The organism is Paracoccaceae bacterium, from assembly GCA_033344815.1.
In the GTDB taxonomy this organism is placed as follows: Bacteria; Pseudomonadota; Alphaproteobacteria; order Rhodobacterales; family Rhodobacteraceae; genus Roseobacter.
The window spans coordinates 810888-829327 of record JAWPMR010000001.1 but is presented as its reverse complement, the minus strand read 5'-3'; the positions used below and the strand labels follow the sequence as shown (position 1 = coordinate 829327).

Here is an 18440-nt window from a genome sequence, read left to right as displayed (position 1 = left end):
CTTCTTTGGTCCCGGCACTCTCTGAAAATCTAGTGGTCGAACATAACGTGCAAAGAAACGAGCTGATTAAATGCCCACGTGGCAACGAGCGTCCAAGTAGCCCAATTTAGGGCCTCTCGATGATCAGTTTGATGTCCGTGGTTTTACGAATGGCTTGGCCGTGGTCCCGGGTGGGTGCACAAAGGTATGGTGTGTTCCGTCTCGCCCAGCCGTATCCCGGCGGCCAACCGGCCAACCACAAGGACTCTTTTGCCTAAGATGACGGCACAACCCTGCAGCGGGTGCATCTGTCTGACATTGGTTGCGCCTATTCACATGTTTTTCAAACGCGCGACCTCGGTCAGGATCATATCCTTGTAGAGTGCTTGCACGCGGGTCATCACAGGTTGGTCCCCGGTGCCTATAGGTTTGCCGTCGATTTCTGCTACTGGGGTTTGCGCCCCGAAAGTCCCGGTCAAAAATGCCTCGTCAGCACCGTAGGCTTCATAAAGCGAGAAGTTTTTCTCAAAGACGGGAATGTCATTTGCGTGACACAGATCAATCACCTTTTGCCGGGTTACACCGTTCATGCAGTAATCGCCGGTGGAGGTCCAAACAGCACCTCGCCTTACGATGAAGAAGTTGCAGGCATTGGTGGTGTTCACAAATCCATGTGGATCCAGCATCAAACCCTCATCTGCGCCCGCTTGTTCGGCTTGCAAACAGGCAATCACACAGTTGAGTTTGGAGTGGCTGTTGTATTTTGCATCCTGTGCCATCGGCAGGCCACGCACTTGCGGTACGGTGGCCAGACGTATGCCCTTCTTGTGCAACGCCTCAGTCGGTTTGGAATGCTCCATGATGATGACCAGCGTTGGACCGGAGCGGGACAGGGAGGGGTGTTGGAAGGGCTTTACCTTCACGCCGCGGGTCAGCATCAGGCGGCAATGCACGTCTGTATGCATGTCATTTGCGGCGGCTGTGCGCGTCAGCGCGTCCAGGATCCCGGCCTTGTCCAATCCCACGTCCAGCGAGACGGCTTTGCAGGAATTGAAAAACCGATCCATGTGTTCGTCAAAAAACGCCCAGACACCATTGTAGAGACGCATGCCTTCCCACATTCCATCACCCAGCATGAACCCGCTGTCATAGACTGAAACCTTGGCATCGTCGCGATGCACGATATCGCCGTTTACGTAAATCTTGATGTCGCGGTTGCGTGCATCTTCGTCGGCATCATGGGTGGTAACTGCTTTGTCTGTCCTGGCATTCATCGGTATTCACTCAATCTGTAGTTCGGGAAGACGGAAAGGTTCGCGCCCGTGTTGGAAGTATTTCGTTCTGGTTTGCGTGGAATATGTCAAAACCTCGGAAAACGCCCAAAGTTTAAGGATCGAACATTCGGTGCGGAACAACGTTTAATCGACACCCGTCGCTGCAAACACAATATCTGGGCGACGGTCGACGTGCTCTTACTTTCTAGTGCAAGCTGTTTCATGCTTTCAAGCGCTTCATCATAAAGTCCTGTGTCCGGTGCGTCGGCATCATCCAAAAATACGAAACACCTCAGCGCGCCGTGGATTGTTTCAAAACACGGCACGGGAACGATAGTAGATAAAGTAACCACGGAAAGGAAAAACGCGACGGAATGAACAGCAAGTTCCCGTCGCATCGGAAAGCCAAATTGGCCTCAGCCTTACGAACTGGGTCGCAGTCTATGGGTGAGAAATCGCCATGGAAGCAGTGCTGCGATGATCAAGCCTTTACAGGCGTCTCTGTCTTCAATGTCTGTTTGTCTCGCAATGGGCATGGCAAAAGCCCTTGACCACTTCAGCGGTGGCAGCATTCATCACGCGCGCCGTTTGATTTGCGTGCGTGATACGCTCAGCGGAAATGATCGCGCGATCACGCAGCGATGTTTCATCAAGTGTCAGAATGCGATTTTGCGCAAACACCATTTGGCCGGCGATCATGACCTCACGGACTGCAGCGCCATTTTCAGCCATTACGATCTGATCCAGTGTCGCGCGCTGTGGTGTGTAGTGACAATAGGACTGATCCAGAAAGACAAGATCGGCGTCCCAACCTTCGGCAATTTTTCCAAGCATGTCGAAGCCCAGAAGTCGGGCGCTGCCCCGCGTTGCCATGTCAAAAGCTTCGCAGCTGCGCACCCACTGGGTACTGTCTGATGTCTGCACACGGCTCAAAGTGGCGGCGAGGCGCGTGGCTTCGAACATATTCTGCCCATCGGAGGTGTTGCTGGCGTCCGTGCCAATGCCCATCTGCACGCCGGCACCGCTGAGTTTGCGCAGCGGCGCGACCCCCGATCCCAAACGCAGGTTACTCATGGGATTGTGGGATATGCCAGAGTGGTTTTCGGCGAGCAGACCCATTTCCGCATCCGAAAGCCAGACGCCATGTGCGCCGCTGAACCGGGACGACAGAACGCCGAGTGTATCGAGATGTTGCGTCAGGGATGTACCAAACTTGCGATGCGCCATCACGGTTTGCAGGCGGGTTTCAGCCAGATGCGTTTGCAAGGGCAGACCCATATCTTCTGACAGCGCAGCACAGGACCGCAAAAGTGCATCAGAGCAATGCAGCGGTATTGTCGGTCCAATGCCGGGCCGAACGCGATCGTAGGGCACGGGCCAATGACGCAAAGCTTCGTTACATACTGCCATCGTGGCGTCCCAGTCGGGAAGCGCCAGAGCCGCCACCGCGTCTTTCAAGGGGCGGTCAAAGTGATCGATCAGGCCGGGGAGGGCTTGATAAATCGTCTGATCCGCAATCATCGGTGCCACAACAGCACGTATGCCAACGTCTGCGTAAGCCTGAGCGACGGCGTGCGTGCCGCCCACGGTCGGCCCCGGCAGTTCAATGAAAAGATCAAAACAGGCGGTGCAGCCCTTGCGGATCAATTCAACCGCTGAAAGCTGGGCACATAGCGCAAGATCGTCTTCGGTGCGATTGAGGTTCAACCAGGCCGAACCTGACAGGAAGGTCTCAAGATTTGCATCATCCGGCACGCCGCCTCTCGCCAAGGCACCGTGAGAATGGGTATGGGCGTTAACCAGGCCCGGTATGATGAGACGACCCGTGGCATCCAGCGGTTTCGCATCGTCGATGGATTTAGTGGCCGGCAGAATGGCGGTGATTTTGCCGCCTTCAACGAGCAGAGAAACCTCGCTGAAAGCATCGTTGTCGACAAGGACGTTTCCACCATGGATCAGTGTTTTGTTCATCTGTCCGTGATCCTCAGACAAAGATCCTGCGCCTCGATCATGAATGCGAGGCGCAGGGCCAGGTTTTAGTTGAGTGTGACGTCGAAGGCGCGCGCATCTGCCGGTGGCAGAAAAGAGCGGTCGAAAATCTCGGAAGCTTCGGGCAGGCGATCAAGCCCATACCCCTTGGCCACGATCCCAATGGAGCGGGTCAGCCGCTCATCCACGAGATCACCCATGCCAATCTCTGTTACTTCCGGTGCGTTCATCAGGTTCGTCAACGCAAACTCAAGTCGCGCCCGCTCCAGCTCGGGATCAACCAGATTGTCAAAGGCCATAATGGCTTCCACCGAGCTGTCCTGATTGGCCGCAACTTCCATCGTCGCCTTGTTGACCGCGCGTACGAGACCAGCCACCGCTTCTGGATTTTCCGCCATCAGGCTGCGCGATACCATCATGCCATTGGAATAAAGATCCATGCCGAAGTCCTCAAAATTGAACCAGTTGAAATCCTTCGCAGGATCCTGACGGTTGGCAATCAGATTGAACCAGCTTGTGGATGTGAAAACAAACGCACCATCAATGTCCCCTCGGATCATCATGGGTTCCTGCAGGTTCGGCGCCATGTTTTCCTGTGCCACCTTGCCCAGATCTACACCGTTCAATTCTGCAAACACCGGGAACAAACGGGTGGTTGGCGTGCCCTGCGCACCACCAAGGGTCTTGCCCTCAAAGTCAGCCGGGGATTCGATGCCGGCCGTCTTTGGCGTTACAATGGCGAAGGGAGGCCGATTCCAGAGTTGATAGACCATGACCGGAGCTTCACCGGGTCGGGCGGCCGCGTTTTGAATGATCGCATTGATATCACCAAAACCTGCGTCATAGGCCCCGCCCATGATCCGCGTGACAGTTGCAGCAGAACCTTCGCCCTGATCAATTGTCACGTTGAGGCCTTCGTCCTCGAAATAACCTTTGTGCAAAGCCAGGAGGAAGGGCGCATCAGACCCTTGGGTTTTCCAGCCCAGTGTAAATCGAATGTCTGTCATTTCTGCCAATGCCGGCACGGTGCCCGCCAACAAGGTAAAAGCGGCACCGAACAATGTCTTTTTCATGAGAGGGTCCTTTTTGATTGGATGAGGAGAAACGTAAGAAACTCAAGTGACAGCAAGGTCATTGCCGCGGGTCGCCCAGCCGGTCACACGGCTTTCAAGCCAGGAGAACACGGCGTAAAGCGCTACGCCCATCAGCGCGAGAATGATCAGTCCGGCGAAAACCAGGGAGACCTGAAAATTGGACGAAGCCGTCATCATTACGTTGCCAATGCCTTTGTTTGAAGCCACCGTCTCCGACAAAACTGCGCCGACAAAAGACAGCGTGATGGCGACTTTGAGAGAGGCAAAAAAATAAGGCATTGTGCGCGGCAGGCCGACATTCCACAGAATTTCGGTTTTGGATGCGCCGAGCGTTTTCAGCACGTCCTCCAGTTCGGGTTCTGTTGTTGCAAGACCGGTGGCTATGTTGACCACAATCGGGAATACGCAAATAACCATGGCGGTCAGAATTGCGGGGGTCGTCCCGGAACCAAACCACAGCACAAAGATTGGTACCACGGCGACTTTTGGGATGGATGAAAACCCAACAAGCAGCGGATAGGCCACGGCATACCCAACTTTTGAGGTGCCGACGATCACGCCGAGCGCCACGCCGATCATGACGCCAAGCGTAAATCCCGTAAGGGTCGAATAGAGCGTTTGGAGAATATGCGGCCACAGCACCGGGAATCGGGTCCACATTGTCACCAGGATCTCAGACGGCCGTGGCAGTATGAGATCAGAAACATTGAGCAGGAGGCACAGGATTTCCCACATCAGGAAGAACCCGATGATCAGGGACGTTGACAGGGTGCGGATACGTTGGGCTTCGGTCATCAGGCGGCCTTATGTGCTGCGCACCTGTGCGATCAGTTCGCGCAGGCCTTGGGTCATTTCGACAAATTCGGGGCTGTAGATCATGCTGATGTCTCGGGGCTGCGGGATATCCACCGGCTTGTCTGATATGATCCGTCCGGGGCGCGCGCTCATTACGCAAATTCGGTTCGCCAGATACCCCGCTTCTCGCAGATCATGTGTCACCAGTAACACCGTGGGTTTGCGATCCAGGTAGAGGTCCTGCATGGTTTGCCAGAGTTCTTCACGGGTGAATTGATCAAGGGCGCCAAAGGGTTCGTCCAAAAGCAACAGATCAGGTTCATGCACCAGTGCCCGGCACAGATTTGAGCGCTGTAGCATGCCGCCGGACAGTTGCCATGGATAGTGATTTGCAAAGTCTTTCAAACCAACCTGCGCCAGTAGCGCATGAACACGGTCCCGGAATGCGCCTTTTTTGTCTTGCCGGTAGGTATGCTTGAAGGGCGCTACAATCTTGAGCGGCATCATGATGTTTTGTTCAATGGTGAGCCATGGCAGCATGGTCGGGTTCTGAAATGCCATCCCGATGCGCAATGCCTTGGCACTGGCCTCTTTTCCCCCGACCAGCACCAACCCTGTGCTCGGTTTGATCAAGTTGCTCACCAGCTTCAGAATGGTGGATTTGCCACAGCCTGACGGGCCGACCAGCGCAAGAAAATCACCGCGTTCCATTTTGAGCGAAGTGGGTGCAAGTGCTGTAACCGATGCCTCTCCGGATCCAAAAACAACGGAGGCTTCCTGAAGCTCCAGAGCCGGTCGGGAATGGACGTCCGTAGGGGTTGCCTGCGGGACAATAAGGTCGGGATCGGTGAGCGATACGTTCATGACGCTCACTACTGACAGGCATGCGCGCCGCAGAAAGTGCGCAAGTAAATCAAAATTGAATTAAACGGCGAATGCCCTTTATTCAGGCAGTTTTTTGGCGATATGGGCAGTTAGTCCGCATATGCGAAAGTATACAAACCTTGCGATAAGACGTTTCCTATCGCTTCGGGTCGGCGATGCTTACCGTGCTGACGATCATGTTGATGACGTGGAGCCGCCGTTCGTGCCGCCAGTTTTCTTCGGACAAATCGAGTCCGAATGTGGCCGACAACGTGTGATTGGCATTGATGTGATGGGCGCTCAAAGCAACAATGCTGACATAGAGTTGAAGAGGGTCAATGCCGTCGCGAAACACACCCAAGGACCTTCCGCGCGCCAGCACGCCGGAAATCTTGCTCAGAAACGGTTCTGACATCTTTTGAATCTCGGGCATCTGCGCAATGAAACGGCCGCCCAGAAGATTTTCGCTGCGAGTGATCGACAGAAAGTTTGTGTTACTTTCAAAGAAATCGAAGGTGAGTTCCACCAGCCGTTCGATTGCCTGCTGCGGGGTAAGCGCCTCGAGCTGAAGCTCATTTTCGCGTTCGCGAATCTCTGCATAGATATGGCGAAGCACAGCAAGATAGAGGCATTCTTTGTTGTCGTAATAGTGGTAAATCAGCCTTGGATTGCAGCCAGCATTGTTTGCAATTTGCTGAATTTTTGCGCCGTCATATCCGTTTGCCGCAAACTCGCCCAAAGCAGATTTCAGGATTTCACTTTTTGTACGCTCCGGGTCACGCGATCGGACTGAGCTTCGGGCGGCGGATACATTTCCCATGCTGTAGCGCTACCATCCGCCCTGTCGGTGTCAAGCTGGAAGAACAGCTGTTGAGGCAGGTGTGCACGCGGGTGCAGTTACGGCAGCGGTTATCTCCATCCGTACTTTTTTTTTGACGGACGTCGTCAACGCCAGCTTGCCTCTGCGCGGAATGAAGGCGCCGGTTTGGGTGGAAACTCACGCATTAACGGGCGCTCTCGTTGAGACTGCCCGTGGAAACAGTTTCGATGAAGCATTGGCGCGGACTTTCGGGGTTCAGATCATGGCGTGCATCAATTGGAAGGCGTCATCTGTGTGACAGGCGTGATGCGCATGCCCGGTCTGAAAACTGCCGGGCGGCGATGGCAAAAAACCAAACATCGAGTAAGCTAGGTTCCAAAAGGCCTCGTGGTTTTCTGAATTTCAACACGCAAAACATGCCCGCAGTTTGTTCGCGTATCGGGCCGGGGTCCATCACCCGGGCAATATGGCTTCCGCTTCGATTTCGACCTTGTATCCCCCAATCAATCCCGCCACGACGACCAGAGTATTGGCCGGTTTGATGTGCCCGAACACCCGACCATGGGCGTGCGAGATGGCCAGCACGTCTGCCTCATCCGTGATGTAGATGCGCGTGCGCACCACATGTTCCGCCTTGGCACCCAGCGCTTGAAGAGCCGCGAGTATCTTGTCGAGCACATAGGTGGTCTGAGCGCCCGCATCTTTTGGGGCGACCATCCTGTCCGTCCCGGCCGTTGCTGTAGTGCCCGACACCAAAACGCGGTTACCGATCTTTTGCGCGCGCGCATACCCCGCAATATCTTCCCATTCCGAGCCTGACAAAACGCAGGTGTCGCCTTCCCGGATGGCGGTTTGGCTGTTGTGTACCAAAGGTATCGCATCAAGATGGTCCGACAAATCGCCGGTGGCGGTCAGGAAGGGGGGGGTGCGGTATTCATCGCCGCAATCGCCCGGAACATCCTTGGACCCAGTAAAGGCATCTTTGAGGCGCGCGTGATCCTCACCGTCTATCTCGAAGGAAAACAGGTTTGCATTGTCGTCGCTATGTCTGTTTTCGCCCAAACGCGCGCCGATGATCGTGGCCGCGACGCTGGGATGATCCAGCACCCACTGGCTTGCGACATTTGATATCGAGACTTTGTGTTTTCGGGCGATCTGATCCGCGGCTTGCAAAATTCCTTGAAAGGCGTCCCAACCGCCCGTTGCGTCAATAAAGCGGCGGTATTTTCGTTTTGACATATCGTCTATGGTGGCGGGATCCGGCGCATCAAGCCACTTTTCGGATAAAAAGCCGCCGCACAAAGTGCCATAGGCGAAAAGCCTTACACCGGTGTCCATGCAAAGCTTTGATAGCGCTCCGCTGGCACGTCGATCTACCAGTGAAAACGAAACCTGGTTCGAGACCAGCGGCACACCATCGGCGAGCGCCAAACGCAGGTGCGCCGCGTCGAAATTGGTAACGCCTAATTCACTAATCAGGCCTTCTTGGCGCAATTGATTCAATTCATGCAAAGCATCCAGCCAAGCGGGATGCTGAAAACTCCACCAGTGAAATTGCAAGAGATCAATCTTGTCGACCTGCAACCGATCCAGCCTGTCCTGAACGCCGCGACGCACCACATCCGCCGTCATCGGGCCCGGCGCTGGGCACCATTTGGTGAATGCCAGTGGGCGCTGGTCCTGATACCGCGACAATAAATGTCCGGTGATGATTTCAGCGCTGCCATAGTGATCGGCCATATCGAATGTATCAAACCCGGCCTTCGCATATGCCGCCAAATGATCAGCACCTGTTTCAGGATCAATTGTCGCGCCGTCTTTCTCGATATCCGCGACCTGCCAGAGCCCGACCAGCGTGCGGGCAATATCCAAATCACCCAGTTGAATGCGAGGTGGGCGGCGAGCGGTGTCAGTCATGGCGGGAGCCTTTGTTGATCTCGGGTTGAAGCAGGCCGAAACTGCGTTCGATATCCCGTGTCAGGGCATCACGCGCAGAGGTTTGGTCGCCCGACTTCAACGCGGACAGGATTTCGAAATGGTACGTGTGCTGTTCGATTGTTTCGATGGTCTCTTGACGCATGATCAGGTTTAAATACGCGCCGTATTGCATCCAGAGGGCTTCTATCATCGGTAACAGGATTTCTGAACCACCACACTGATATAGTGTGAAGTGAAAGCGATAGTTCGCATCCAGGTCAGGTGTGTTTCCCGCCGAAGTCAGGCAGGCTTCCAGTGCCAGAATGGTTTCGTCATCCATATGGGCCATGGACTGTTCCAGCGCCAGAAGTTCCAGCGCAAGCCTCGCGCTCTTGAGATCATGCATGCGCCGTTCATCAAAGGCCGGCACCATAAGGGTACGGCTGGGCGTATCGATGAGTGCGCCCTCGGCCACCAATCGGCGGACCGCTTCGCGCACAGGGGTCATTGAAACCGTGAGTTGCTGCGCCAGATCGCGCAAGGACATCACATCACCGGGCGCAAAAGCGCCGCGGGTAAACGCTTGTTTTAGGGCGTCATAGACCGTTTCTCGCAATTTTGATTGGTCGATCGGTGCCAGCCGTGTCTGCGTCATACCAGGGCCTTCTTCGGGGAGCGCTCTTGACTCCTATAGGAATTCTTACCCATGATCAAATATCACAGATAACAGCGATTGCCATATATGACCGATGAAGAAGGCTTCTGGCTCTATGATCTGAGGATCGAAACGGTTCTGGAGGACCGCGTGCCGGTGTGCCGTCACATCGAGGGCGACGCGTTTCGCATGCAGGGCGAGACCTTGATCTTTGAAGCAGGCCAGCGCGTGTCTGCTTATGCATTGGCAGCATTGTTGCCCCTGTTGCCAGCCAAACAACGGATGACGGACCCTAACGACTGGATGTCAACGGATGCAGAAGTTGCCTGTCCCGACCCTCATTGCGGCGGGCGGTTCCGTATCGTGCGGGAGAACAAGCGGTTTTTTAAGCACGGTGAAACCACGGGTTTGCCGGATAAACGCGACACGCCTTACTGGCAGGGGAAGGCGGAAAAATGAGTGTTGAAACAACCCAGCTGCGCCCAGGACATACTGTTTCGCGGGTTATCCGAGGCGGGTGGCAATTGGCAGGGGACCACGGTCCGGTGGATCGCGCAGAAGCTGTCCGTGACATGGAAGCCTTTGTTGATGCGGGGATCACAACATTTGACTGTGCCGATATCTACACCGGCGTTGAGGAAATGATCGGTGACTTTATTGGAGATTTGCGGCGGCGGCGCGGCGCTGCGGTTGCCGATAGGGTTGTTGTGCACACAAAGCTTGTGCCCGATTTGTCGCGCCTGGCTGATCTGCGCGCGCAGGAGATCGAAGCCATTGTGGATCGGTCTTTGCGCAGATTGCAGGTTGAGAGGCTTGATCTGGTGCAGTTTTACTGGTGGGATCTCGCGCAGGGGGATTACATCGCTGCGGCTCGTGTGCTGCAACAGTGCCAGAAAAAGGGCAAAATCCGCAACCTAGGGGTCACAAACTGGGATGTGGCGGAAACCCAACCTTTGGTCGCGGCCGGGATCGATCTGGTGTCCACACAAGTGCAGTATTCCGTTCTTGACCGTCGCCCCGCACGGGGCCTGAGCGACTGGACCGCTCAGCATAATATGCAAATCCTGTGTTACGGCACGCTGGCGGGCGGTTTTCTGACCGACAAGTGGTTGGGCGCGCCGGACCCGGGGTTTGGTTTTGAGAACCGTTCACTCGTGAAATACAGATTGATCATCGACGAATTTGGGCCCTGGGCGTTGTTTCAAGAGCTATTGCAGGTCCTTGAGGGGATTGGTGCGCGTCACGGCGCCCCTTTGTCCGCCGTGGCCAGTGCCTGGGTTTTGGATCAACCGCAGGTCGCGGCGGCCATTGTGGGGGCAAGATACGCACGCCATTTGCCCGCGACCTTGCAGGTTTTTGATGTCCATTTGGACGCCGCAGATCACGCAAAGATCGATGCTGTTCTGGCGCGATCTGCCGGACCAAATGGTCCTGCTTTTGGCCTCGAACGAGACCGCACAAGCCGGCATGGCCGCATCATGAAATACAATCTGAATACCAAGCCGGATGACGCGGTCCTCGGTGTAAGCGATGGCTGAAATTCTGTTGCAAACCGCAGGATTGAGCCACAGTTTTGGGCATTTGAAGGCTGTGGATGCTGTGAACTTGTCGATCCGACGGGGCACGATCACCGGTTTGATCGGGCCAAATGGGGCGGGAAAGTCCACGCTCTTTAATCTGCTGACAGGCGCGATACCGTGCGGCTCAGGGCATATCAAACTGGGCGAAGAGGATGTAACCGCCCTGCCACCTGACATTCGTTTTAGCAAAGGGTTGGGGCGGACGTTTCAAATCCCACGTCCCTTTGCACGCATGTCCGTGCTTGAAAACATCATGGTCGCCCCGACCGGACAGGTGGGCGAGCGGATTGCAGGTCCATTTTTCAATCGTGCACGTGTCCGTGAACAGGAACGTGCGATCCGCGCCCGGGCGTTGGAAGTGCTGGATTTCGTTACGCTGGGTGCGCTCGCCGATCATCCAGCGGGCAAGATTTCCGGTGGGCAGATGAAGCTATTGGAACTGGCGCGCGTCCTGATGGGCGATCCGCAAGTGATCTTGCTGGACGAGCCCGCCGCCGGGGTCAATCCAAGCCTGACGCAGGTCCTCATTGAAAAAATCGAGGAGCTGAACAGGCAAGGCAAGACCTTTGTCATCATCGAACATGACATGGACTTTGTGATGCGCCATTGCGACCCGGTGATTGCGCTGGATAAGGGGCGGATTGTTTTTGAGGGCACAGCCGCAGAGGCGCAGGACAATCCCGTTCTGCGAGAGGCATATCTCGGGGCAATGGCCCATGCCTGATGTATTGCTGAGTGCGCGTGACATTCAGGCGGGATACGTGCCTGACTTGCCGATCCTGTGCGACGTGTCGATTGACGTTGCGCGGGCCCGCGTCACCGCGATCATCGGACCAAACGGGGCGGGGAAATCGACGTTGATCAAGGCGATTGCCGGTCTGGTCCGCGTGTCGTCGGGACAAATTTTGCATGACGGGCGCGACATCACGAACATCCGGCCGGATCAGATGGCGACCCAAGGAATCGCTTACGTCCCCCAAAACGACAACATCTTTCGCACGCTCACGATTCGGGAAAATCTTGATCTGGCGCTGCGCCGTGCAGGGGCACGGGCCGATGTTATTCGCGATGACCTTTTTGCCCGTTTCCCGCCATTGGCTGCGAAACAGAATGACAAGGCCGGGTCTCTTTCCGGGGGACAACGCCAGTTTCTCGCGATTGCAAATGCCCTCGCGGTGGAGCCACGCCTGATCCTGATGGATGAACCTTCCGCTGGCCTCGCGCCCAAAGCCACGGAGGAAGTTCTTGAAATGGCGCGCCAATTGACCGAACGCGGGACCACAATCTTACTGGTGGAACAAAACGTAACGCAGGCGCTGCGCCTGTCTGATTATTGCTACATCCTTGCGGAAGGCCGCAACCAGATTGATGGCAAAGCCGCAGACCTTTTGGGCGACAAGGTCGTGGCTGAAATTTATCTGGGCGGCAAACGCCTGAAGGCAAGCGCATGATCCAGCATTTGATTGATGGCGTGCTGGTGGGAGCAATTTACGCGCTGGGTGCGATTGGCCTGACGATGGTCATGCATATGTTGCGGTTTGCCAATTTCAGCCACGCGGAACTTTTATCAGTGGGCGCATACGTGGCCCTGGTGTTTGACAAGCTGTTCTCTTCGCTGGCACCGGTCCTCGCGGTGAAAATCGGACCATTGTCGATGACAGTTGCGCTGGCACTGGCGATGCTGGTCGCGATGGCGCTGACGGCGGCAAGTGCCGTGCTGATTGATCGCTTGGTCTTTCGGCGCATCCGGCAACGCGGCGATATGCTCTCGATGGTTTTTGCGTCTTTTGGCGTCGCGTTGATCCTGCGCAATGTCATCGGATTGGTCTTTGGTCTGGGCACGACCCTTTACAGTCAGGACATTGCTTTCGCGATGATGTTGAGCCTTGATCCCCTGATCCTTGTGCGCCCGGACCAGATTGCGGTTTTGGGTGTTGCACTGATCCTGATGCTTGTATTGCATCTGGTTCTGTCGCGCACTGTGTTTGGTTACGCGCTGCGGGCGGTTGCTGAAAACGCCTCGCTGGCACAGGTGAACGGTATCAATCTTGGCCGTATCGTCATGGCCGTGTGGATCATCGGCGGGGCATTGGCCGCGGCGGCTGGCGTGTTCTACGGGCTGACCAATCAGATCACGCCGATGATCGGGCGCGATCTTCTGATGCCGGTGTTTGCGGCGACAATTGTTGGTGGCATCGGGTCTGTTTACGGCGCCGCATTGGGTGGGTTTCTGGTCGGTCTGGCGGCAAATCTGGCGCTCGTAGTCCTGCCATCAGGCTACAGCCCCTCCGTACCGTTCCTGATCATTCTCACCGTTTTATTTTTACGCCCCAACGGGTTATTCGGCGAAGCGCGTCTATGATCGGTGTCATTTCCTATCTGGTGTTTTTCGCCACCGTGGCCTCCATTCTTGCCATTGCTGTGCTGGGTTTGAACCTGCAATGGGGCAATGCCGGGTTGTTCAATGGGGGTATTGCTGCGTTTTTCGGGGCAGGGGCTTATGGCACTCTCATCCTTGGAACGACGCCTCAAACCGCGCATATCGGCGGGTTTGGCTGGCCTTTCGCCTTTGCATTGATGGGTGGCATGGCGATTGCCGCAGCGCTGGCCTGGATCGTCGGGCGGCTTACGCTGCGATTGCGGCATGACTATCTGGCGATTGCGACCTTTGGCGTGGCTGTGGCGTTTGAGAACGTCATGCGCAACGCCACAACGCTTTCGGGCGGTGCGCAAGGCGTACGCGGTTTTGCCCGCCCACTGCAGGCACAGATCGGGGCCGGGTTGTTTTACAACACACTTTACTTGACCCTCGTTGTTGCTCTTCTGTTGGCGACCTATCTTTGTCTTGAACGTTTGCTGCGCTCGCCTTTTGGGCGGTTGGTCCGCGCCATCCGCGAAGACGAAGACGCCGCGCAATCCTTAGGCAAATCACCCTCCAAGGTCCGCCTGACGGCCTTTATCGCGGGGTCTGTCATCATGGGCCTTGCCGGCGGGCTTTACGGTGGCTTTTATGCATTTGTGAGCCCACAGGATGTGCTGCCAATTCTGACGTTTCAGATCTGGGCGATGCTGATTGTCGGTGGAGCCGGAAACAATCGCGGCGCGGTTATGGGCGCGTTTTTGATCTGGGGGGCCTGGACCGCCAGCGGTTGGGCGTTGTCAAAATTCGCGCCGGTAGAAGCGCAGCTATATGCCGGGTCCATCCAGTACATTCTGATCGGATCCGTGATTGTGGGAATGCTGCTTTGGCGGCCACAGGGGTTGTTCCCGGAACAGCTTTTGGTGTCTCATTCCGGACAGAACATAAAAACAAACGAACCAACAAAGGGAAAACGAACATGACAAAGACAAAAAGCATGCTGCGAATGAGCGCGGCTTTGGGCCTTGGATTGACGGCTTTTGGCACGGTGGCTTCGGCGCAGGATTGCACCATTCCCGTGGGTGCGGTCCTGCCGACCTCGGTGGATTGGGGCCGTCCGATTGCGGAGACCGCGCAATGGGTCGTCGAACAGGTCAACGAAGCAGGCGGTGTCAACGGCTGTGAGGTCAATATGATCCTGCGCGACTCGCAAGTGGACCCAAAGGTGGGTGTTGATGCAGCCAAAGCGCTGGTCGATCTGGAGGGCGTCAAGGTCTTGCTGGGGGCCGTGTCATCCGGTGTGTCCATGCCCATCCTGACCTCTGTCACAGCCCCTGCAGATGTGATGCAAATGTCATGCTGTTCGTCCTCCAATGCCTTCACCGCTTTGGCGGCAGAGGGCAAGGACAAGGATCTGTGGTTCCGCACTTTCGCGACCACTTCCGTGCAGGCGGCTGTTGGTGCCAAAGTTGCGCAGGATCAGGGGTATAAGAAAGTCGCCATCCTCTACAAGAACGACGACTGGGGTCAGGATATGGGGAAAACCGTCGCCGCTGATCTTGAGGCGTTGGGGATCGAAGTCACCGCAAACATCGCGATAAACGATGCCCAACCTTCCTATCGCGCCGAGGCGGCCAAAGCTTTGGCCAGTCAGCCAGACGCGCTTTATCTGGCGCTTTATCCAAATGAAGGCACGGCAGCTGTGCGCGAGTGGATTTCTCTGGGCGGAACACAAAACATGATCCTTGCGAACTCGCTCAAATCCGAGGAGTTCCGTGAAAACGTTGGCATGCAATATTTGGAAACTGCGTTGGGCACGGACACGGCATCGCCACGTGCAGATAGCTCGACCGCTTTTGTGGATGCCTATCAGGCCAAATTCGGGTCCGCCCCCACCGGTCCCGGTCTTGCCAATAGCTATGATGCGGCGATGATTGCTCTGATGGCGATGGAAGCAGCGGGCAAGGACGCGTCCGGACCCCAGATCGCAGCGGCAGTTGCACGTGTGACTGACCCAAGTGGCACGCCGGTTGCTGCCAACGCAGAGGGCTTTGCCGCGGCCCGCTCAGTTTTTGCCGAAGGCGGTTCCGTGATGTATCAGGGCGCGACGGGCAATGTCCGCTTTGATGCCAACGGGGATGTGTCCGCACCAGCGGTGATCTGGAAATTCGGAGGCGAAGGGATCGACGAAGTCGCGTTTCTGGCCCTTACCGAAGTTGATGCATTTGTGGCGTCTCTGAAATAGCGGACTGACACCCGCCCGTACATCTGAAACATCAATTTCAAGGCTGTCTCTTTCTTCAAGAGATGGCTTTGAATCACATTGATCGGGCGCTGAATGTAGGGGTGAAAATACCCATATACAAATTTGGTGAGCAGGACAGTACGAAGGCGGGCGGCTTTTTCGACAGCAACAAGTAGAGCACCCGCGCGCGTTTCACGGTTGTGGAAAGGCGTTTTCCAAAGCTGACTGATACGCAAAAAGCGACGCCAAACCACCCGTATGCACAAATAGCACCCGACTACCTGTCGGTATCTCGCCGGTTTTGACCAAAGCGGGGATGGTGGCAAACACCTTCGCTGTGTAGACCGGGTCCAGAACGATGCCCTCGGCGCGGGCCATCATTGCTGTGGCCTCTGCAGCCGGTGCCCCAAGTTTGCCATATCCCGGTGCCAACGCGCCGTCCCAGACTATTATGTCGGTGTCTTTGATTTCTGGCGCATCAGGATTCAGCAACACCAAAGCATCCAATACGGTGCGAATTCGGTTGCGTTGCTGTTCGCCGTCGCGCCGGACGCAGCTGCCGATCACGCGCGCCTGACTGCCAGATGCGCGTAACCCGGCCAAGAGCCCCGCGTGGGTTAGCCCGCTGCCCGACGCGATGACGATTGTGTCGAATGTATCGTCTTGGCGCAGGATTTCTTTGGCCGCCCGCATGTATCCCAGCGCCCCGAGCGGCGGGTTCCCCAAAGCCAATGGAATCACGTAAGGTTTGCGCCCGGCCTGTCGTTCCTGTTCGGCGCGAGCGCGCAGTGCTGCATCAGCCCCGGCTTCGTCCTCGCCGACGGGATAATGCATGATCTCCGCTCCCAGCAGCCGCGACAGCAGCACGTTGCCGTTTGTGCCATAGAGCGCGTCCACATCCGGCACGCGATCCTCCAGTTGAAGAATGGTTTTCATCCCCAGTTTTGCCGCCGAAGCCGCGGCGGTGCGCACGAAATTGGACTGCACGGCACCCGTGATCAGAACCGTATCCGCGCGCGCCTGCTGGGCCGCGCCCAGATAGTATTCCAACTGACGGGATTTATTGCCGCCCATGGTCGTACCCGCCAGATCATCGCGTTTGATGTGCAGATCAACTCCCAAAAGGGCCGACAGATTTGGCAGGGGTTCGATGGGTGTGACGGCACTGACCAGTTCTGCGCGCGCAAATTCCATGGTCGTTTTTTCCTCTGTAAATGTGTGTCAGGCCCGCTTTACTACGCGCATACTCGCACAGATAATTGCATGCGGCCAAGGGGTGGCAAACGCGCGACGTGTTGCGCGTGCTTGGTGCCTTTCAGAACAGCAGTCCCCATTATCGAATAAGAACTCTGCCAGACTCAAGAAGGACGCCACGGCAAAGGGGGCTCGGTTCGCCGTTGGGCGCGCTCCAGAGCATCTACATGAAATGCAACAAATATTTTTTTGTGTATTCCATTGTATTCTTCGGTCATGATTGTTTGAGTGTCACAAAAATGAAAAATGCTGCTTATAGGCAGTGCCCGACACCTAGGAGGACAAACGACCATGAAACATACATTACTTGCATCAACTTGTGCCATCGTGCTTGCCGCACCGGCCATCGCGCAGACCGAGATCGAATTCTGGCACGCCTTTACCGGCCGCCTTGGGGAACTGGTGGCCGAACAGGTGACCACATTTAACGAATCGCAGTCCGAATACGTGGTGACGGCGAGCCACAAGGGGAACTACTCTGAAACGCTGAATGCTGGTATCGCCGCTTTCCGTGCAGGCGAACAGCCCGACATCTTGATGGTGTTCGAAGTGGGCACAGCCACAATGATGGCGGCCTCTGGGGCAGTCAAACCTGTCTATCAGGTCATGCAAGACGCAGGCGCGGCCTTTGATGGCGACGCCTATATCGGGTCAGTCAAGGGCTATTACACGTCAAGCGATGGTCAAATGCTGTCGCTGCCTTTCAACTCCTCCACACCCGTTCTTTGGGTAAACCGCGACGCATTGTCCGGAGCCGGTATCGATCCGGATGTGGATCTTTCCACATGGGAGCAGGTGGGCGAAGTCCTCACGCAATTGAAAGACGGTGGCAGTACATGCCCGTTGACGACCGCATGGCAGAGCTGGATTCACCTTGAGAATTTTTCGGCCTATCACGACACACCTTTCGCCACGAAAGCCAATGGGTTCGGCGGTGTAGATACTGAACTGGCCCTGAATGGCCCGGCACAGGTGGCACATATTGGCGCAATGGGGCAGTGGGCACAGGATGGCAAGTTCATCTACGCAGGCCGTCGCAATGAGGGTGGCGCGAACTTCCGCGCAGGCGAATGCGCGCTGTTCACCGAAAGCTCCGCGGGCTACGCAGGGATCAAATCCGAGGCTGAATTCGAATTTGACGTGCGCCCCTTACCCTATTGGTCCGCTGTTGCTGCTGAGCCGCAAAACACCATCATTGGTGGTGCCTCCCTGTGGGTCATGGAAGGTCAGACTGACGCCGAGTACAAGGGCGTTGCTGAATTTCTGAACTTCCTGAGTTCGTCTGAGATCCAAGCCAAGTGGCATCAGGACACCGGTTATCTGCCGATCACCAATGATGCGGCCAAATTGACCCGCGAACAGGGTTTCTACGACGCCAATCCGGGTACGGACATTGCCGTGATCCAGATGACGGCCAAGGCACCTACGGATAACTCCAAGGGTCTGCGTCTTGGATCCTTCGATCAGATCCGCGGGATCATCGACGAAGAGCTTGAGGCCGTCTGGGCTGGGGACAAGGATGCTCAAACAGCGCTGGACAGCGCTGCCGAACGTGGCAATGCCTTGCTCCGCCGCTTTGAGCAAGCCAACCGCTAAGAGGCAGCGCGCCCCGCAC

17 protein-coding genes are annotated in these 18440 nt (G+C 56.1%); 8 read left to right on the top strand and 9 right to left on the bottom strand.

Annotated elements, in window-relative coordinates:
- Positions 1-311 precede the first annotated feature (311 nt).
- The 8 genes from R8G34_03890 to R8G34_03855 all read right to left on the bottom strand — a co-directional run bounded on the left by R8G34_03890 (position 312) and on the right by R8G34_03855 (position 9387).
- The gene (locus tag R8G34_03890) at positions 312-1253 is read right to left on the bottom strand and encodes an aminotransferase class IV (GenBank protein ID MDW3222014.1); all 942 of its coding nucleotides are present in this window, start codon (positions 1251-1253) and stop codon (positions 312-314) included.
- A gap of 507 nt (positions 1254-1760) precedes the next feature.
- The gene (locus R8G34_03885; protein MDW3222013.1) at positions 1761-3224 is read right to left on the bottom strand and encodes an amidohydrolase family protein; all 1464 of its coding nucleotides are present in this window, start codon (positions 3222-3224) and stop codon (positions 1761-1763) included.
- A 65-nt stretch (positions 3225-3289) separates the two neighbouring features.
- Complete coding sequence (locus R8G34_03880) at positions 3290-4315, bottom strand: ABC transporter substrate-binding protein (protein MDW3222012.1); 1026 nt, start codon at positions 4313-4315, stop codon at positions 3290-3292.
- Between the two features lie 42 nt (positions 4316-4357).
- Positions 4358-5131: an ABC transporter permease gene (locus tag R8G34_03875; GenBank protein MDW3222011.1), complete on the bottom strand. Its 774-nt coding sequence runs from the start codon at positions 5129-5131 to the stop codon at positions 4358-4360.
- 9 nt (positions 5132-5140) lie between these two features.
- On the bottom strand, positions 5141-5995 hold the full coding sequence (locus tag R8G34_03870; protein ID MDW3222010.1) for an ABC transporter ATP-binding protein: 855 nt from the start codon (positions 5993-5995) through the stop codon (positions 5141-5143).
- 157 nt (positions 5996-6152) lie between these two features.
- Positions 6153-6815, bottom strand: coding sequence for a TetR/AcrR family transcriptional regulator (locus R8G34_03865; GenBank protein MDW3222009.1), 663 nt, complete (start codon positions 6813-6815; stop codon positions 6153-6155).
- 453 nt (positions 6816-7268) lie between these two features.
- Positions 7269-8732 (bottom strand): aldo/keto reductase, encoded by a 1464-nt coding sequence (locus R8G34_03860; protein ID MDW3222008.1) that lies wholly within the window; start codon positions 8730-8732, stop codon positions 7269-7271.
- Entirely contained in the window at positions 8725-9387 is a 663-nt protein-coding gene (locus tag R8G34_03855; protein ID MDW3222007.1) for a GntR family transcriptional regulator, read from the bottom strand. The genes R8G34_03860 and R8G34_03855 overlap by 8 nt, the downstream gene beginning before the upstream one ends.
- Before the next feature lie 87 nt (positions 9388-9474).
- Here R8G34_03855 and R8G34_03850 point away from each other — a divergent pair, with 87 nt between their 5' ends.
- The 7 genes from R8G34_03850 to R8G34_03820 are packed head-to-tail and all read left to right on the top strand — an operon-like array spanning position 9475 to position 15571.
- Positions 9475-9846 carry a TIGR04076 family protein gene (locus R8G34_03850; protein ID MDW3222006.1) on the top strand — a complete coding sequence of 124 codons (372 nt, stop codon included), beginning with the start codon at positions 9475-9477 and terminating at the stop codon, positions 9844-9846.
- On the top strand, positions 9843-10925 hold the full coding sequence (locus tag R8G34_03845; GenBank protein ID MDW3222005.1) for an aldo/keto reductase: 1083 nt from the start codon (positions 9843-9845) through the stop codon (positions 10923-10925). The genes R8G34_03850 and R8G34_03845 overlap by 4 nt, the downstream gene beginning before the upstream one ends.
- Entirely contained in the window at positions 10918-11691 is a 774-nt protein-coding gene (locus R8G34_03840; protein MDW3222004.1) for an ABC transporter ATP-binding protein, read from the top strand. Before R8G34_03845 ends, R8G34_03840 begins: the two co-directional genes overlap by 8 nt.
- A complete protein-coding gene (locus R8G34_03835) occupies positions 11684-12418 on the top strand; it encodes an ABC transporter ATP-binding protein (GenBank protein ID MDW3222003.1) in 735 nt (244 codons plus the stop codon). The genes R8G34_03840 and R8G34_03835 overlap by 8 nt, the downstream gene beginning before the upstream one ends.
- The gene (locus tag R8G34_03830; GenBank protein MDW3222002.1) at positions 12415-13329 is read left to right on the top strand and encodes a branched-chain amino acid ABC transporter permease; all 915 of its coding nucleotides are present in this window, start codon (positions 12415-12417) and stop codon (positions 13327-13329) included. Before R8G34_03835 ends, R8G34_03830 begins: the two co-directional genes overlap by 4 nt.
- On the top strand, positions 13326-14309 hold the full coding sequence (locus tag R8G34_03825; GenBank protein MDW3222001.1) for a branched-chain amino acid ABC transporter permease: 984 nt from the start codon (positions 13326-13328) through the stop codon (positions 14307-14309). The genes R8G34_03830 and R8G34_03825 overlap by 4 nt, the downstream gene beginning before the upstream one ends.
- Positions 14306-15571 carry an ABC transporter substrate-binding protein gene (locus tag R8G34_03820; GenBank protein ID MDW3222000.1) on the top strand — a complete coding sequence of 422 codons (1266 nt, stop codon included), beginning with the start codon at positions 14306-14308 and terminating at the stop codon, positions 15569-15571. The genes R8G34_03825 and R8G34_03820 overlap by 4 nt, the downstream gene beginning before the upstream one ends.
- 192 nt (positions 15572-15763) lie before the next feature.
- Here R8G34_03820 and R8G34_03815 read toward each other — a convergent pair whose 3' ends face one another.
- Positions 15764-16765 carry a D-cysteine desulfhydrase family protein gene (locus tag R8G34_03815; protein MDW3221999.1) on the bottom strand — a complete coding sequence of 334 codons (1002 nt, stop codon included), beginning with the start codon at positions 16763-16765 and terminating at the stop codon, positions 15764-15766.
- Between the two features lie 351 nt (positions 16766-17116).
- Between R8G34_03815 and ugpB the strand changes: the two genes are divergently transcribed.
- Positions 17117-18421: a sn-glycerol-3-phosphate ABC transporter substrate-binding protein UgpB gene (gene ugpB / locus R8G34_03810; GenBank protein MDW3221998.1), complete on the top strand. Its 1305-nt coding sequence runs from the start codon at positions 17117-17119 to the stop codon at positions 18419-18421.
- Positions 18422-18440 lie beyond the last annotated feature (19 nt).

What these genes read in the sequence shown, in the direction of transcription:
- R8G34_03890 (MDW3222014.1), bottom strand. Translation starts at nt 1,253, where the DNA reads ATGAATGCCAGGACAGACAAAGCAGTTACCACCCATGATGCCGACGAA.
- R8G34_03885 (MDW3222013.1), bottom strand. Translation starts at nt 3,224, where the DNA reads ATGAACAAAACACTGATCCATGGTGGAAACGTCCTTGTCGACAACGAT.
- R8G34_03880 (MDW3222012.1), bottom strand. Translation starts at nt 4,315, where the DNA reads ATGAAAAAGACATTGTTCGGTGCCGCTTTTACCTTGTTGGCGGGCACC.
- R8G34_03875 (MDW3222011.1), bottom strand. Translation starts at nt 5,131, where the DNA reads ATGACCGAAGCCCAACGTATCCGCACCCTGTCAACGTCCCTGATCATC.
- R8G34_03870 (MDW3222010.1), bottom strand. Translation starts at nt 5,995, where the DNA reads ATGAACGTATCGCTCACCGATCCCGACCTTATTGTCCCGCAGGCAACC.
- R8G34_03865 (MDW3222009.1), bottom strand. Translation starts at nt 6,815, where the DNA reads ATGGGAAATGTATCCGCCGCCCGAAGCTCAGTCCGATCGCGTGACCCG.
- R8G34_03860 (MDW3222008.1), bottom strand. Translation starts at nt 8,732, where the DNA reads ATGACTGACACCGCTCGCCGCCCACCTCGCATTCAACTGGGTGATTTG.
- R8G34_03855 (MDW3222007.1), bottom strand. Translation starts at nt 9,387, where the DNA reads ATGACGCAGACACGGCTGGCACCGATCGACCAATCAAAATTGCGAGAA.
- R8G34_03850 (MDW3222006.1), top strand. Translation starts at nt 9,475, where the DNA reads ATGACCGATGAAGAAGGCTTCTGGCTCTATGATCTGAGGATCGAAACG.
- R8G34_03845 (MDW3222005.1), top strand. Translation starts at nt 9,843, where the DNA reads ATGAGTGTTGAAACAACCCAGCTGCGCCCAGGACATACTGTTTCGCGG.
- R8G34_03840 (MDW3222004.1), top strand. Translation starts at nt 10,918, where the DNA reads ATGGCTGAAATTCTGTTGCAAACCGCAGGATTGAGCCACAGTTTTGGG.
- R8G34_03835 (MDW3222003.1), top strand. Translation starts at nt 11,684, where the DNA reads ATGCCTGATGTATTGCTGAGTGCGCGTGACATTCAGGCGGGATACGTG.
- R8G34_03830 (MDW3222002.1), top strand. Translation starts at nt 12,415, where the DNA reads ATGATCCAGCATTTGATTGATGGCGTGCTGGTGGGAGCAATTTACGCG.
- R8G34_03825 (MDW3222001.1), top strand. Translation starts at nt 13,326, where the DNA reads ATGATCGGTGTCATTTCCTATCTGGTGTTTTTCGCCACCGTGGCCTCC.
- R8G34_03820 (MDW3222000.1), top strand. Translation starts at nt 14,306, where the DNA reads ATGACAAAGACAAAAAGCATGCTGCGAATGAGCGCGGCTTTGGGCCTT.
- R8G34_03815 (MDW3221999.1), bottom strand. Translation starts at nt 16,765, where the DNA reads ATGGAATTTGCGCGCGCAGAACTGGTCAGTGCCGTCACACCCATCGAA.
- ugpB (MDW3221998.1), top strand. Translation starts at nt 17,117, where the DNA reads ATGAAACATACATTACTTGCATCAACTTGTGCCATCGTGCTTGCCGCA.